The sequence below is a fragment of the Psychrobacter piechaudii genome, from assembly GCF_900162825.1.
Taxonomy (GTDB): Bacteria; Pseudomonadota; Gammaproteobacteria; order Pseudomonadales; family Moraxellaceae; genus Psychrobacter; species Psychrobacter piechaudii.
This window is the reverse complement of record NZ_FUGE01000060.1, coordinates 1-15,797: the sequence shown is the minus strand read 5'-3', so window position 1 is coordinate 15,797 and position 15,797 is coordinate 1. Positions and strand designations below refer to the sequence as shown.

At 43.9% G+C, this 15,797-nt stretch carries 13 protein-coding genes; 5 read left to right on the top strand and 8 right to left on the bottom strand.

Annotation, left to right across the window (positions count from 1 at the left end):
- Positions 1 to 411, top strand: a 411-nt coding sequence (locus A1019T_RS02250) for an RNA-guided endonuclease InsQ/TnpB family protein (RefSeq protein ID WP_143514065.1), incomplete at its 5' end; no start/stop codon positions are given.
- Between the two features lie 136 nt (positions 412 to 547).
- Positions 548 to 1,486 carry a site-specific tyrosine recombinase XerD gene (xerD, locus tag A1019T_RS02245; protein WP_077450233.1) on the top strand — a complete coding sequence of 313 codons (939 nt, stop codon included), beginning with the start codon at positions 548 to 550 and terminating at the stop codon, positions 1,484 to 1,486.
- A gap of 91 nt (positions 1,487 to 1,577) precedes the next feature.
- Here the strand turns inward: xerD and A1019T_RS02240 are convergent, their stop codons facing one another.
- From A1019T_RS02240 to rsmH, 7 genes are all read right to left on the bottom strand, one after another.
- Positions 1,578 to 2,555, bottom strand: coding sequence for a putative RNA methyltransferase (locus tag A1019T_RS02240; RefSeq protein WP_077450232.1), 978 nt, complete (start codon positions 2,553 to 2,555; stop codon positions 1,578 to 1,580).
- Between the two features lie 137 nt (positions 2,556 to 2,692).
- Positions 2,693 to 3,814 carry a phospho-N-acetylmuramoyl-pentapeptide-transferase gene (gene mraY, locus A1019T_RS02235; protein WP_077450231.1) on the bottom strand — a complete coding sequence of 374 codons (1,122 nt, stop codon included), beginning with the start codon at positions 3,812 to 3,814 and terminating at the stop codon, positions 2,693 to 2,695.
- A gap of 338 nt (positions 3,815 to 4,152) precedes the next feature.
- Positions 4,153 to 5,652, bottom strand: a complete 1,500-nt coding sequence (locus A1019T_RS02230) for a UDP-N-acetylmuramoyl-tripeptide--D-alanyl-D-alanine ligase (protein WP_077450230.1) — start codon at positions 5,650 to 5,652, stop codon at positions 4,153 to 4,155.
- A 63-nt stretch (positions 5,653 to 5,715) separates the two neighbouring features.
- On the bottom strand, positions 5,716 to 7,437 hold the full coding sequence (locus A1019T_RS02225; RefSeq protein ID WP_077450229.1) for a UDP-N-acetylmuramoyl-L-alanyl-D-glutamate--2,6-diaminopimelate ligase: 1,722 nt from the start codon (positions 7,435 to 7,437) through the stop codon (positions 5,716 to 5,718).
- A 58-nt stretch (positions 7,438 to 7,495) separates the two neighbouring features.
- Positions 7,496 to 9,433 (bottom strand): peptidoglycan D,D-transpeptidase FtsI family protein, encoded by a 1,938-nt coding sequence (locus A1019T_RS02220; protein ID WP_414706987.1) that lies wholly within the window; start codon positions 9,431 to 9,433, stop codon positions 7,496 to 7,498.
- Positions 9,434 to 9,602: 169 nt separating this feature from the next.
- The gene (gene ftsL / locus A1019T_RS02215; RefSeq protein WP_077450228.1) at positions 9,603 to 10,055 is read right to left on the bottom strand and encodes a cell division protein FtsL; all 453 of its coding nucleotides are present in this window, start codon (positions 10,053 to 10,055) and stop codon (positions 9,603 to 9,605) included.
- 106 nt (positions 10,056 to 10,161) lie between these two features.
- Positions 10,162 to 11,208 carry a 16S rRNA (cytosine(1402)-N(4))-methyltransferase RsmH gene (gene rsmH / locus A1019T_RS02210; protein ID WP_077450227.1) on the bottom strand — a complete coding sequence of 349 codons (1,047 nt, stop codon included), beginning with the start codon at positions 11,206 to 11,208 and terminating at the stop codon, positions 10,162 to 10,164.
- Between the two features lie 452 nt (positions 11,209 to 11,660).
- Here rsmH and gltX point away from each other — a divergent pair, with 452 nt between their 5' ends.
- The 3 genes from gltX (at position 11,661) to A1019T_RS02190 (ending at position 14,985) form a co-directional block, all read left to right on the top strand.
- Positions 11,661 to 13,178, top strand: coding sequence for a glutamate--tRNA ligase (gltX, locus tag A1019T_RS02205; RefSeq protein ID WP_077450226.1), 1,518 nt, complete (start codon positions 11,661 to 11,663; stop codon positions 13,176 to 13,178).
- A 614-nt stretch (positions 13,179 to 13,792) separates the two neighbouring features.
- Complete coding sequence (locus tag A1019T_RS02195; RefSeq protein WP_077450225.1) at positions 13,793 to 14,104, top strand: transposase; 312 nt, start codon at positions 13,793 to 13,795, stop codon at positions 14,102 to 14,104.
- Positions 13,990 to 14,985, top strand: a complete 996-nt coding sequence (locus A1019T_RS02190; RefSeq protein ID WP_143514064.1) for an IS3 family transposase — start codon at positions 13,990 to 13,992, stop codon at positions 14,983 to 14,985. Before A1019T_RS02195 ends, A1019T_RS02190 begins: the two co-directional genes overlap by 115 nt.
- Before the next feature lie 3 nt (positions 14,986 to 14,988).
- Here A1019T_RS02190 and A1019T_RS02185 read toward each other — a convergent pair.
- Positions 14,989 to 15,797: reverse transcriptase domain-containing protein (locus A1019T_RS02185; protein WP_244156501.1), on the bottom strand; the 809-nt coding region annotated here is incomplete at its 5' end.

The following is a 15,797-nucleotide window of genomic DNA, read 5'->3' as shown; positions in this document are numbered from 1 at the left end:
AAAATCAAAAACACAAGATTAGACTTAATTCATAAATTCACCACCAAGCTTGTTAAAGATAACAGCTTAATTGTGGTTGGTGATGTTAAATCTCGCTCATTTACAACTAAAAAAACCAATCTAGCTAAATCGACATACGATGCCGGATGGTTTGAGCTTAAACGACAACTGGAATACAAATGCAAGCATGCAGGTTGTCAGCTTGAGATCGTAAATGAGAGTTACACTACCCAGACCTGCTCGTGCTGCCACAAAATAAGTGACAGTAGTCCGAAAGGTAGAGCAGGTTTGCGAATAAGAGGATGGACTTGTGCTGAGTGTGGCACATGGCATGATAGAGATATCAATGCTGCTAAGAACATCCTCGCGGTCGGGCTTGGCCGTCTAGCTGTAGGAATCCCCTCGGTTTAGCGAGGGGAGGAGGTCAAGACCCAGATTCTATAGCCACAGCGTGTACTATAACTGCTGCTGGCTTTTATGCTATATTCTATGGCCAAGCTGTTGTTACTATTATACTTTTATCCGTTAAGTGTTTTGAGAGTCCCCCATGAGTCGTGATCGCGCTGTACAACCCAGACACCCCAAAGCCCTCGCTGTGGATGACGAGCCAGCCTATATCACTGAGTTTCGTCAGGCAATGCTAGCACGCGGTTTGTCTACTCGGACTCGTAATGCTTATGTGCGTGACTTAAAGCACTGCGAAACCACCAATACCAAGGCACTGACGCTGTGGGAAGATATCGATGTCATGCAATGCCTGACAGCCCTTAACAAACAAGGTAAAACCCCACGCACCCAAGCCCGTATGCTATCAAGCCTACGTCAGTTCTATTTGTGGATGGTGGGTAATGAGCGCCGTGAAGACAACCCTTGTGAGCGTATTAAAACACCTAAAATTGGTCGCTCCTTACCCAAAGACTTGTCTGAAAGCGATGTGGAAAACTTACTGTCAGCACCAGACACCAGCACTGCTTTGGGGCTACGCGATAAAGCCATGCTTGAGGTGCTTTATGCTTGCGGACTGCGGGTCAGTGAACTAATGAATTTATCTCTTGAGCAGGTCAACTTAAATGCAGGTTGGCTACAAATCACTGGTAAAGGTAATAAAACCCGATTAGTACCTTTGGGGGAATATGCCAGTGAAGCTTTGGATGATTACCTAAGCCATGCCCGTGGTGAGTTAGTGCCCCATCTAAAGTCAGGCAACTGCCAAGCGGTATTTTTGACCACTCAAGGTGGTTATATGACCCGGCAAAACTTTTGGTATATGCTCAAAAAATATGCCAAACAAGCCGGCATAGAAAGCGACTTATCTCCACACACTCTGCGCCACGCTTTTGCTACCCATTTGCTGAATCACGGTGCTGATTTACGTAGTGTGCAGCTACTATTAGGTCACAGTGACTTATCTACCACTCAGATTTATACCCATGTCGCTACCGCTCGCCTGCAGCAACTTCATGAGGCTCATCATCCGAGGGGTTAATAGATCCTCCCTAGCTGCTGAAAAGAAAGGAAGCTCTAGAAAGCTGCTTCTCTACCTTTCAAATAAAGTGAGTAGTAGTGACAGCTATTGTCTATAGCTTAACCAACTCATAAACCGCAAAACGAGCAGTAGTCTCAAACGGCTGATGCTCAGTAGAAGTCAATAGCGCCTCACGCTTTTCAGCTTTAGCCCGATAAGAATACGGGGTCATAGTTAATAAATCAGCTAAGGCTTGTTTTTCAAGCACCAAATCTGCTGATACCTTATGCGTTGCCACCTCCTTAAAGTAAGGGGCTAGCTCCTCCAAAAACTTATCGGAATCGTGCGGGCGCACCTCATCAAACAATGCCTCACGCATACTTTGTAAATGCCCAGAATCCGGCTTGGCAATAAGCAGTCGCCCTCCTGACTTTAAGACTCGCGCAAACTCTTCCGGCAATATAGGGCTAAAAATCGTGCTAATAGCCTCTAGACTATTATCAACAAGCGGTAAATGTGAAGCGCTAGCCACCATAGGATAAATAGCGGTGGTTTTGGTATTCGATTTATATTCTTTGACCTGATACCAAAGTCGCTGGTTTTGTTTGGCCACTCTTGCAGTGGTAGCGACCGCCGGCTTGCTGATATCCAAGGCGATTAAACAAGAGTTATTAGCCCTTGTTGTCGCTAGAGCTTCAGCAATACCACCGGTATAATAGCCTTCCCCGCAGCCCACATCTAACCAAGTTTGGATATTCAATTTAGATTGAACTACTTCTGCTAAATACTCTGAATTTTGGTTAACCAAACCGGCAATCGCCTGCTGTAAAGGCTGATAAAAGCCTTGGCTTAAGAAACGATGGCGGGCATTTATAGACTGTTGGCTATCACCAGGATCTTTTGATTTTTTGTTTTGTACTGGTAATAAGTTGACATAACCTTGGCGTGCCACATCAAAGGGATGACGCATTCCCTTAGCGTTTAGACTGCCATCACACAGCCAGGTCTTGGCATCTGGCAACAAGGGTGATTGGCAGTAGGGACATAACAATTTTGGTAATTGCGTATCAAATTGCTCAGAGCTTGGCATGGGGAAATCCTGTAACTGGCTATAATGAATTACTAATTAAGACTAATTGAAACCTAAATCTAATAAACGTAAAAAGGGTGCCTAAAGACACCCTTTTATCATAATTTTCGCTGAGTTGCTGTAATGCCGATTCGCTATTAACGTAATTTTAAAGTCATCAAGCCCAGTACCACAAGCAAAATAGCAATAATCCAAAAGCGCACCACAACTTGGGTTTCTTTCCAGCCCAGCTCTTCAAAATGGTGATGCAGTGGTGCCATCAATAACACCCGCTTTCCACGTAACTTAAACGACCCTACTTGTAAGATCACCGATACCGCTTCAGCCACAAACAGACCACCCATAATAGCAAAGGCAATCTCTTGACGGGTCATTACCGCGATAGTACCCAACATCGCACCTAGAGCCAAGGCACCCACGTCACCCATAAATACTTGTGCGGGATGCGCGTTATACCATAAGAAGCCCAAACCTGCGCCAATCATAGCCGCACAAACAATGGTTATTTCAGAGTTATAAGCAATGTAGGGCACATGTAAATATTCAGAAAAACGCACGTCGCCTGATACATAGGCAAACACCCCTAGACCTGCTGCGACGAAGACTACTGGCAAGATGGCTAAGCCGTCTAAACCATCGGTCAGGTTAACGGCGTTAGATGAGCCATTAATCACAAAGTAGGTAAAGATAATAAACGCTAAGCCAAAAGGAACGGCAGAGAAAGGAATAACCCAGTTTTTAAATAGCGGAATTAATAAGTCCACCATCGCTTTGGTTTGCATAGGGTCAGGCTGCTGGCTAGCAATATAATATAACGAGCTACCCACGAATAAAGCGCCCACAGACAACCAAAAGTACTTCTTACGAGCAATCAGCCCTTTTGGATTTTTGTACTTAATTTTTAGCCAGTCATCTGCCCAGCCCACGGCACCAAAGATAACCATAACTACCATTAAGATCCAGACATAAGGGTTGGTCAAGTCAGCCCAACACAAAGTTGAAAAACCAATGGAAGTCAAAATAAGCACCCCACCCATGGTCGGAGTACCTGTTTTTGCTAAGTGAGTTTTTGGGCCATCATCACGGACTGCTTGGTCATATTTGACACTGCGCAGATAAGCTATGGTACGAGGGCCGAGCAGGATACTAAAAGCGAGGGAGGTTATGACAGTGAGCAGTACCCTTAGAGTGAGTGATGATACCGCCGAAAACGGTGAGTAGAATTGACTCAACCAACTGTCAAATAACCAATATAACACCGCCTACTCCTCATGAACTTTCTGAAAATTTATTTAAAAATATTAAATAGCAATAAAAATAAAATAGCCTAGCCACAGCTCACACTGTGACGGCTACTATGAATTCTTTTTAAGCCCAAAATGAGCTTTGCGGGTCGAATTATCGCAAAAATGACAGCTAAAAACAGGATTAATGTGAATTTTCACCAAAAACGCACATTGCAGAAGTCATTTAAACCATTTGGCTCAAATTAATAAGCTACCTTACCCGTCCTAAAAAGCTGTATGACTCACCTTAAAATCACCCGACCTAAAAATTGCTCTGTAAATTGCCCACTTCAAAAATGCCCGGCTTAGATTTAGCCTTCAGCACTTAGCAAGTCGTCAATTAAAGTCTCCATCGTGGTACTACGTGATCCTTTAAATAACAAAGTACAAGACTGCTGCTGTTCATTATGCTCGGTCAAAACAGCTTGCAGTTTGGGTAACAGCTCTGCCTTAGTGTCAAAGTCATACGCCTGCTGCATACCCTGACTCTTCGCCCCTGCTACCGTGTCTTTGGCAAACTCGCCAGCGCACAGCAGCAAATCCACTGAATTTTTGGCAATGGCCTGACCCAGTTTATTATGCTCGTCACGCGAAGCTTCACCCAACTCGCCAATGTCACCTAGTACTAAAATTTTATAGCCTGTCTGAGCCGCCAACACATCAGCCGCAGCACGCATAGAATTGGGATTGGCATTGTAAGTGTCATCAATAATTTGATGCTTACCTAAGGTTTGTCTTCCCAATCGGCCTTTACTCGAGGTAGCTTGACTCAAGCCTGAGGCAATAACTTCAGTAGTGATGCCTGCCGCATAAGCACAAGCAGCAGCCGCTAAAGCATTACTCACATTATGCTCACCAGACATTGGCAACGTAACTTCCACCTCTGTTGCTTCTTTACTAAAATGTAGCTTGAAGCGGCTTTGTAGCGCCGTAGTCTTAACTTCAGTAGCATAAACTTCGGGTAGCTTCGCGCCCTCAAGCTGCTGCCAACCAAAGTGACTCACATTTGAAGTGTATTTTTTGGCAGCAGCTGTTAACTGCTGGGTATAGTCATCGTCGAAAGGAACCACTGCGGTGCTTGCTTCGGTTAGTGGCTGATAAATCTCAGCTTTGGTCTTGGCAATATTGTCACGACCACCGAACTCGCCTAAATGCGCAGTGCCAATATTTAGAATACAAGCCACATCCGGTTTAACCATTGCGGCAGTATAAGCAATCTCGCCCACATGGTTGGCGCCCAGCTCAAGCACCGCGTAACGGTGCTGCTGCTCTAATTCAAGCAACATCATCGGCACCCCAAAGTCGTTATTTAGGTTGCCACGGGTAACTAGAGTTGTGTTTTGTTCAAATGAGTGAGCCCCTTCTACTTGGGTAAAGATATGACGCAGCATTTCCTTTACTGTGGTCTTACCACTTGACCCTGTCAGGGCAATAACTTTTAGATTAGGATGCTGTTGACGACGATAGGCTGCAATTTGACCAAAAGCCAAACGTGTATCCTCTACTTGTAATTGGGGTACGCCTAAATCCGCGACAGGCTGACTGATAATGACGGCAACAGCGCCCTTGTCTACTGCGGCCTCAACAAAACTGTGCCCATCAAATTTTTCACCAACAATGGCCAAGTAGATGTCACCTGGTTCAATTTTTCGGGTATCAGTAATAATACGTGTGGCGGTAAGACGCTCATTATCTGTAGTCTCTAAACCAATCCACTGACCTTTAAGCTGGGCGGTTGCCGCTTTGAGATGCTCAGCTGTCCAAATAAATAATCCGCTGCTTTGGGCTGTCTTTACTGTTGATTGGCTCATCGGTTGGGTCTCATCTGAATATAGAATTATAAAAATAAGAGGAAATTATCAGCTAGGGCTTTTTTAAGCTTTATTCTGACTCGCCTCAATCAAGGCTTGTTGCAACACCAAGCGATCATCAAAGTCGTAGCGCACGCCTTTAATCTCTTGGTAGGTCTCATGACCTTTACCTGCAATGACCACGATATCGTCTGCGGCAGCCTGCTCAACCGCATATTGAATGGCTTGTTTGCGATCGGCGATGACTGTGGTCTTGGCATGTTGCTGCTCAGTCATGCCCTGCTGCATGTCCTGCAAAATCATTTCTGGGTCTTCACTGCGTGGATTATCAGCCGTGAGCACCACTTTATCCGCCATGGCCAAGCCAGCCTGTGCCATAAGCGGACGCTTGCCCTTGTCACGATCGCCACCACAGCCAAAGATAGCCCAGAGATTACCGCTACAATGCGATTTTAAACTGGTTAACACTTGAGTTAAGGCATCAGGGGTATGCGCATAATCGACAATAAATACCCCTTGCTCAGGCTGTGAACCTTGCTCATCTAAAGCCACGCGCTGCATACGACCACTGGCACCGTGTAATTGACCAACCAACGCTGGTACCGCCTCAAGCTCAACACCCAACGCCATAGCTCCAGCCACAGCAGCCAATAGATTGGCCACATTAAAGCGGCCCAATAAGGGGCTATGCAAGGTTAGCGGGCCAAAGCTGGTCTCAATCTCAATTTTTACCCCTTCTAAACTGGGCTCAATGCTTTTAGCAACGAAATAGGCCTCACAGTCCATATTGCTATTTTCTGAAAAATCAGCTTGTAAGCTATATAGCCAGACCTTAACGCCAGAATTTTTCGCGGTTTCAATCATCAATGGCGCAAATTCATCATCGGCATTGATGACTGCGTGAGTTAATTGCGGGAAATAGGCTTTATCAAATAGACGCGCTTTAGCTCGGGCATAATCCTGCATATCTGGGTGATAATCCAGATGATCACGGCTTAAGTTGCTATAAACTGCAACGGTGACGGGCACCCCTTGTAAACGCTGCTGATCCAGACCATGAGAGCTGGCTTCTAGGGCTAACACATCCACCTTTTCATCGTGCATTTGACGCAAGAAGCTTTGCACCGCCAACGCATCGCCTGTGGTGTGACTGGCTTGAACCAAGCTGTCTAGGCGACCATTACCGGCTGTCCCCATTACCGCGCTATTTTGTAATTGAGATAGGTTAGAGAATTGACACAGCTGTGCAATTAACTGGCTAATGGTGGTCTTACCATTGGTGCCGGTCACCGCAATGACTTGGGGTAGTAAAGACAGCATGTCATCAGCAGAGTTTATAGTAGATAAGGAGTTGGTAAGCAACAGGCTAATTTGAATTAGGCTACCCAGAATGTCACGTAAATTAGTAACGTAAAGCACGGAACAAGCATAGTCTGAGCTTTGTGCGTTATATCCCAATGCTTCAGGATCAATCTCAGTCAAAATAAAAGCGGCTTGCTTAGAAGCTGCTTTGGCGTACTGTTGGCTCTTTTCGATAGGCTGGGTATGACTTTTTAACAACACAAAAGCGGCAGGTGCAGTCGACTCTGCCTCATTTGCATTTGCCAGTTGACGACTGTCCAACACAAACCTCGAAAACTCTGAATCAAGCCCTTGCGGCTGAGACAATAGCTGCTGTAAGGTTTGCGTCTGCTGCGGTAAAATTTTTACTGCCACTTCAGCAACTTGGCGTAAGGTTAATACTGAAGCCTCACTGTCTATGGCTGTTGTTTGGTTCGCTGTCATCCTATTGGCCTTCTTCGGTTGTATTCAACTTTGTACTCAGCTAAGTATTGCTTGGCTACTATTCAGCTTTTAATGGTTTATCGAGTGGCACGTTATATAGACGTAAAGCTTCTTGCATCACACTCTTGAATACCGGCGCAGCCACAACCCCTGCATAATAAGTCTTACGTGGGTCTTCTACTAAGATAACCGTTGCCAAACGTGGGTTTGATGCCGGCGCGATACCTGCAAAGACCGTACGGTACTGATCAGTATAGTAGCCGCCTTTAGGGTTAACACGGCGTGAAGTCCCGGTTTTACCAGCAATGCGATAGCCATCAATGGCTGCAGCCGTTGCGGTACCTCCGGGCTGAGTAACGGTCTCCATCATCTTCACCACAGACATCGCATGCTTCTCATCCAGCACTCGTTTGCCGACAGGCTTCTGCTCTTGCTTCTCTAAAGTGAGCGGATGCAACACACCCCCTGAGCCTAAGGCAGCGTAGGCTTGTGCAATCTGTGCTAAAGTCACCTGCAAGCCATAACCATAACTTACCGTGGCTCGGCGAGAGGTTTCAATCTCTTTGGGCGTCGGAATAATACCGGCTTGCTCCCCTGGGAAATTCAGCGCGGTCTTTTTGCCAAACCCAAACTCTTTTTGCACATTGGTAATACCATCTGGTGGTAAAGATAAAGCAATCTTAGTCGAGGCCACGTTACTTGATTTTTGAATCAAGGTAGACATGTTGATCGAGCCTAAGTTATTGTGATCTCGAATGGTATAACCTCGGACTCTAATCGATCCGGGGCTGGTATTAATTAACGAGTTTTCAGTATATTTCCCAGACTGTAAGGCCGCAGCCACAGTAAAGGGCTTCATTACTGACCCAGGCTCAAAGACGTCTAAGACTGCTCGGTTACGTTGGTTGTTACCCGTCATTTCATTTAAATTGTTGTTATTAAACGAAGGCCAAGTAGACAGTGCTAACACCTCACCGGTGTGTACATCGACCACTATCCCTGTCGACCAGCGGGCTTCTTGCACTCGGCCAACATGCTCAAGCTCTTTGTATAATAAATACTGCAGTCTTGAATCAATAGATAGGGTAACGTCCTCTCCAGGCACCACCGGCTTGATTTGCTCAAGCTCTTCAATGCTGTTTTGATAACGGTCTTTTAATACCCGAACCTTGCCGTCCTCTCCCGCCAGCTTCGCCTCAAACTGACGCTCAATACCGGCACGGCCTTCATAACCACTGTTCGGATCGCTGGCATTATGCCCCATAAACCCTAGCAACTGCGCATTAGGCTGAGGCTGTGGGTAATAGCGGCGAAACTCTTGTTTTTCATACACGCCTGGGAAGTTGAGCACCATAACCGCGTCGGCAATCTCTGGCGTCACTTTGTTCAATAACGGTAAATAATGCGAGCCTGAACCTTTGGGCAGGACTGCTTTTACCGCTTCATCGTTACTAACATCTACCGTATGATCAAGAGCCACAGCTTGCTGCAAACGATCAACAGATACCCCCGACACGCTAGCGAGCTGAGCCAAATCCATCTCTTTTAATTTTTGTAGCAATCTTTGCTGTGCTTCTGGGTTATCGGCGTTTCTTTTAATGCGTTTTTGGATATCGTAATACCACTGCGCATAGTCGTAAGGACTAAACGACACACTAGACAACGGCGCACTCACCGCCAAAGGTTGATGGTTACGATCGGTAATCATACCGCGATAAGAGTGCTGAGTACGCTCACTGGTAATGATTTGATTACCTATTTCGATGAACTTTTCGGCATTAAACACCTGCAGATAAAACGCACGAAGTACCAAGAGCGCTAAGATACCAATAGCCGCCCACCAAACAAGCTTAAACCGTATTAAGTCACTTTCTGCGCCGCCGCGATTTGAAGCCCCCACCGTTGCTGGCTTAAATATCTTGCCGCCACGGTGTTTGACACTGGTATAAGCGCCGCTGCTTTCCTTTGGTTTTTTCCAGAATTTCAGCTTAGCCATGCCCTCTGGATCACTGCCCCCTTTTGCTTTACCTGACTTTGCAGCAGAGGCTTTTTTGGGCTTCACCAAAGGCTCGGTGACTTTACCGTGCATGGGCTTATTACTAGCGCTATTTTTGCTAGCATTGGTCTTTTGAGTGTTGGGTTTTTTTCTGGGGGTAGAAGGCTTCTTAGTCATGTTCGCCTCCTTGCTGCTGGATGGTCAATTCTGCTTCGTCAGATTCAGTCGGTTGTTCAATATTTAGTCTATCACCAGGCTTGGCGGCCATGGGCTGCAATATCAGTTTGTCTTTGGTTGAGGGAGAATACATGCCTAGCTGAGTCACCGCACGGCTGGCAATTTGCGGCGTGGCGCTAAAGGTCTGTTGTTCGATAACCAAGCGCTGATTCTCAATTTGTAAATTACGATGTTCAACTTTCATTTTTTGCAAAGCCATATAGTCTTCATGGTACTGTTGCACCTGTTCTGCGGTCAATATAGCCGTCCAGATAATGCCTATTGCGAGCAAAATCATGACAGCACCGTAGACGCTAACACCACGATAACGCTTGGTTAAAAACTCACTGATCTCCAGCGAGTTTCTATCTATTTGGTTCGAGCTTTGGGATTTGTTATTTGCCATATGGTGACTGATGTTATGACCGGAGCGGTCTTTAAGGGTAAAAAAGGACTCAATTATAGAGTGGCTTTATTTATCAGGACTAAATTGTGTTACTTATTTTTTCAAGCTAACTATGAAGCTCGTCAGGGTCGGTATTATATGGGGTATCGGTACGCGTTGCCACTCTTAACCAAGCACTTCTAGAGCGATTATTGACACTGACTTCTGCCTTGCTCGGAGCGATACGAATGGGCTTACTAAAATAGCGAGGGCGCACTGGCGGCATAGGCAGATTTTCATCTTCTGGGTACTGCCCACGGCTGTGACGCTGTAAAAACTGCTTGATACGGCGGTCTTCTAAAGAATGAAAGCTAATCACTGCCAAGTGCCCACCGGGTGCCAGTAGCGACAGGCTTTGCTGTAAGAAGTTATCAATATCTCCAAGCTCATTATTAATAAAAATACGCATCGCTTGAAAGCTTTGAGTCGCTGGATGCTTGCCTTTTTGCCACTTGGGGTGGGCTTGCTTAATTACTTCTGCCAACTCTAAGGTTGAAGTATAGCTGTCCATTTGTTTAATCGCTCGGGCAATACGGCGACTGTGGCGCTCTTCACCGAAGTCAAATAGCACATTGGCCAGATCTTCTTCCTCAACCGTTTGCAGCCACTCTCCTACCGACTGACCGCGGCTGGTGTCCATGCGCATATCAATCGCTCCATCGCGCATAAAACTAAAGCCACGACTGCCATCATCCAACTGCGGAGAAGAGACTCCTAAATCCGCCATAATGCCATTAACTTGCAAAACCCCATGCTGATGTAAGCAGTGGGTTATATTGGCAAAACTATCATGCACAACTGTCACACGATTGTCACTTTTTGCTATTTCTTCTGCCACCGCGATGGCTTCAGGGTCTTTATCGAAGACAAATAGCTGACCATCATCACTTAATGACTCAAGAAGCAGCTTACTGTGCCCGCCTCGACCAAAAGTAGCATCAACAAATATGCCGGAAACCTTGTCTTGTGACCCAGTGACTTTTTTACTCTGTTTTTTGGTGGGCGTTTTACCTAAAACAGCATCGACCGTCTCGTACAATAGCACGGTTTCGTGGCTAAAATCGGATTTTGCTAAAGGGGTGGTCTGTGTAGCTGAGGATTGAGCATCGGTCACAATAAATAGGCTCCCTTAATGGAGTAAGCAATATGGAGTAAAAAATACAATAAGCAGTGATAAAAATAATGGCTAGCCCTAAAAGCCATCCAAACAAAATCTGTAAATACAGTAGCTATTAATACATCAGTAGCTGTTAATACCTAAGTTTAAATAGCCTCGACCTCATTATCGCAAGTCACACCTGCTTGTCAAGGTAGCCACACCAACAAAGCGCTATTATATGCTTTTTTTGTTATCTAGCTTTGTTTTGACAAAAATTTTGACAGTTTTTTTTGGGATTTAAAAACTTTGTTGGCCCTCTATCTGTGTTTTATGAGCTGTAGCCCAAACCTGTTATAATGTCTTTTAAATTATCATTGCCTTTTAATTCTTATTATTATCCCTTTTATTGTAATTACTATCGATTTTTTCGCCCATTTTTAATATAAACAGATTATAAGAGAAACCTTATGACACAGACTACTGAAAATCGTCCTGTTCGTACCCGTATTGCCCCTTCTCCAACGGGCTTTCCACACGTGGGTACTGCCTATATCGCTCTATTCAACTTAGCCTTTGCTAAAGCCAACGGCGGTGAATTTATCTTGCGTATCGAAGACACTGACCAGAGCCGCTCTACTGAACAGTCTGAAAAAATGATTTTGGATGCCCTGCGCTGGGTCGGTCTTGATTGGGCAGAAGGTCCCGATGTGGGCGGTCCACACGCCCCTTACCGTCAAAGTGAGCGTAGCGACATTTATAAAAAGCACGCTCAAGAGTTATTAGACAAAGGCCATGCATTCCGCTGTTTCGCTACCAGCGAAGAGTTGGATGAGATGCGTAAAGAGCAAATCGCACGTGGCGAGAACCCTCATTATGACGGCCGTTATGCCAATTTATCTCGCGAGGAATCTGACAAATTAGCCGCTGAAGGCAAGCCTTTCGTTATCCGTATGAAAGTGCCTACCGAAGGCGTGTGTAAGGTTCAAGACATGCTACGCGGTGAGGTCGAGATTCCTTGGGAACAAGTGGACATGCAAGTGCTGCTAAAAACCGATGGCCTGCCAACCTACCATTTGGCCAACGTGGTGGATGATCACTTAATGCAAATCACTCACGTGATTCGTGGTGAAGAGTGGTTAAACTCGGCGCCTAAGCATCAGTTATTATACGAATACTTTGGTTGGGAAATGCCAGTACTGTGCCATATGCCGCTGCTGCGTAACCCAGACAAATCGAAGCTGTCTAAGCGTAAAAACCCAACCTCTATCACCTATTATCGTGATGCCGGCGTGTTGCCTGAAGCGTTATTGAACTATTTAGGGCGTATGGGCTACTCGATGCCAAATGAAGAAGAGCAGTTCACACTAGATGAGATGATTGAAAGCTTTGATATCACTCGTGTGTCATTAGGCGGGCCTATCTTCGATATCGAAAAATTGCACTGGTTAAACGCTGAGTATTTACGTCAATTATCGCCAGAGCAGCTAAAAGAAAGAATTTTAGCTTGGGCTAATGACTCAGATAAACTGACTGCCATTGCAGCGGCCATTCAGCCTCGTATTCATCTATTATCAGACGCGGTAAACTGGGGCGGATTTTATTTCCAAAACTTACCGGATATTAAAGCTGAGGACTTCGAGCATAAGTCACTAAGCGCTGAGCAAATCGTGGAAATCTTACAAATCGCCACTTGGAAGCTAGAAACACTTCCAGAGTGGACCGAAGACAACATCTTTAAGACCCTAAAAGGCTTAAGCGCAGCCATGGACATCAAACTGCGTGACATGATGGCCCCCTTCTTTGTGGCTATTGCCGGTAGCACCTCCTCTACGCCTGTGATGAACTCTATGTACATCATCGGTGCTGATATGACCATGGCTCGCCTGCGTCATGCTGTAGAAGTATTGGGCGGACTGGGTAAGAAGAAGCTGAAGAAAATTGAGAAAACCGCTGCCGATATGCCAGACTTTTTGGCTGCTGAATAGCTAATTAATAGGCATAATAAGCCAAAACTTTAGTTGAGTATGAATAGAACGTGAGTCTTACCTAGTTAAGGCTCACTTTTTTTTATTTAAATAGTCATTAAATAAATTGTAATGCCCTTTTACCTGTCTTTTGATATTTTTTGACTCATGAATCCTAGATGCCCTAAAAGCATAACTTACATAATTTCTTTGACCTATATAAGTAAATCTTGTATGCAATGTACGCATATACATATTAGGGCTATTTAGATTGTCTTTCTCCTTAAGCCTCCTATAATGTGCCGTACGCATTCTTACTGCTTTTCGTAACTTACGCCTATATCTAGTCTGACCAGTTTCTCTGAGAAAAACCTGCTTACCATCAAATAATAATCCTAAGTATTGAAGTTTATCTGGATTGTTGAAGCTTCTATTGTTTATATCATGATTTATGAAGCCATCTTTGAACTCAACTCTTTGAGTTTTCTTATTATTAATATTAAGTTTAATTTTTTGTATAGCACACTTAATAAAGCTTATAGCCTGCTGTTCTTGTTCTTTATCTATGTAGTGGCATAATAAAATTAGACAGTTAATAAGAGGTTATACTAAACTCAAAGTAAAGGAGAATAAGTATGACCAACAACCGAGGGCGATACAGCAACGAATTTAAGCTTGAAGCCATCAAGCTAATAGAAGAGCAAGGCAGACAAATCAGCGAAGTTGCCAACTCACTAGGTATAAGCAATAAAACCTTAGAAAAGTGGGTATATAAATACCGTAAAGAACAACAAGGTATTATGCCAACAGAAGGCAAAGCCCTAACGCCTGAATTACGACGTATACAAGAGCTCGAAAAGCAGGTCAAACAGTTAAAGATGGAGCGAGATATACTAAAAAAGGCATCTGCTCTGCTAGCCCAAGACAATCTGAACGTATATCGCTAATAGCTAAGCTTGCAGAGCATCATAAGACAATTAGCAAACACAAGCTATGTGAGCTGTTTGGCGTTGTCAGGAGCAATTATTATTACAATGCTAAAGACAAACCAATAGACATTGCATTGGTAAGGCTCAAAGCCTTAATTAGAGAAGTATTTAATACTTCAAATGGCTCTGCTGGCGCCAGAACTATAGCGACTATCATCACTCAGCAACAAGGTATAAAGCTTACCCGCTACAGAGCGAGTAAGCTTATGAAGCAAATGGGACTGATCAGCCGGCAGATAAAATCACATAAGTACAAATACTGTAAGAAGGCTCATAAAATACATGATAATGTCTTAGGTCGAAACTTTTCGCCTACTGTACCAAACCAAGTGTGGACAGGTGATGTTACTTATATTCGTATCAAAGGCGGATGGTGTTATTTAGCTATCGTTATGGATTTATATGCCAGACGTATCGTTGGCTTTTCTTTGTCAGATAGCCCGAATACTAATCTGACCACATCAGCACTAAAAATGGCATATCACATAAGACTTAAGCCTAAAGGCGTGCTGTTTCATTCAGATCAAGGTAGTCATTATACTAGTGAGGCATTTTCTGATTTCGTAGAAAGTTGTGATGATATGACACACAGCATGAGCCGACGTGGCAATTGTTGGGATAATGCGCCTACAGAACGATTCTTTAGAAGCTTTAAGACAGAATGGATGCCTAAGCATGGCTATGAAGATATTGATGAAGCAAAACAAGCAGTAAGCGCTTATATTTGGGATTATTATCAAAGCGTCAGACCGCATCGCTTCAATAATAATTTAACACCATTAGCTAAAGAGAGACTTTATTTCAACAAAACCTCTTATGAGTTGTCTAAAAAATCTTGACCACTACACTATGATGAAAATCATATCATCGCTATATCTGAAGTACTTACCACCCAGCTGAGCCAAGTAGCTATTTACTTCTTTATCAAACTCAATCATATAAACATTAGAAAGTAGACCGCTAATTGGAGAGCCTTGTGGGATGCCTTTACCAGACTTATTGACGTTAATTAGCCTCTTCCCTCTTATTCTATCTCTAAAATCTTTAGAGCTACAGAGCACCTCATAACGCTTGTGAAGCGTTTTGGAATTGAGCGATAATCCTAACTCTTTATAAAGCTCTTCTTTATCAACAGAAGCAAACCTTGTAAGGGACTTATAAACTTTATAATGATCAGGTGGTAATTGAGTATTTTGTAATAAATCACACCAATTTTTCTTTAAAATCTGGTGATCAAAACGATCAAAAAAATTCTCAACATCATAGCAAAGCACTATACAGTCTTTTTTAGTACGAATAATATCGAAAACGTCTTTACTGAAGTGAATATTACATTTAGAAACTAACTTACCGTCAATAACTCGCTCGACCTTCCTATAGGCTAAAGAACAGTCTTCGAGATTATTATCAACAAGAAATTTCTCATAAGGAGTTTCTAGTAACCTAGAATAATAAGCATAAATATCACTATCAAGATGACTGGCGTAGCTTATACCTCTTACTTTTGGGCTGTTTAAAACATATTTATATCCCTCAATATTTGCTTTATTAGTTAATTTATAGGATATAAAAGGATAAAGATGATGATGAATAATAAGAGGAGGTTTCGAAAGAGGGTGGAATTTTAATTTATTATTATAATATTTAGCTA

What these genes read in the sequence shown, in the direction of transcription:
- A1019T_RS02240 (WP_077450232.1), bottom strand. Translation starts at nt 2,555, where the DNA reads ATGCCAAGCTCTGAGCAATTTGATACGCAATTACCAAAATTGTTATGT.
- A1019T_RS02195 (WP_077450225.1), top strand. Translation starts at nt 13,793, where the DNA reads ATGACCAACAACCGAGGGCGATACAGCAACGAATTTAAGCTTGAAGCC.
- xerD (WP_077450233.1), top strand. Translation starts at nt 548, where the DNA reads ATGAGTCGTGATCGCGCTGTACAACCCAGACACCCCAAAGCCCTCGCT.
- A1019T_RS02230 (WP_077450230.1), bottom strand. Translation starts at nt 5,652, where the DNA reads ATGAGCCAATCAACAGTAAAGACAGCCCAAAGCAGCGGATTATTTATT.
- ftsL (WP_077450228.1), bottom strand. Translation starts at nt 10,055, where the DNA reads ATGGCAAATAACAAATCCCAAAGCTCGAACCAAATAGATAGAAACTCG.
- A1019T_RS02225 (WP_077450229.1), bottom strand. Translation starts at nt 7,437, where the DNA reads ATGACAGCGAACCAAACAACAGCCATAGACAGTGAGGCTTCAGTATTA.
- gltX (WP_077450226.1), top strand. Translation starts at nt 11,661, where the DNA reads ATGACACAGACTACTGAAAATCGTCCTGTTCGTACCCGTATTGCCCCT.
- A1019T_RS02220 (WP_414706987.1), bottom strand. Translation starts at nt 9,433, where the DNA reads ATGGCTAAGCTGAAATTCTGGAAAAAACCAAAGGAAAGCAGCGGCGCT.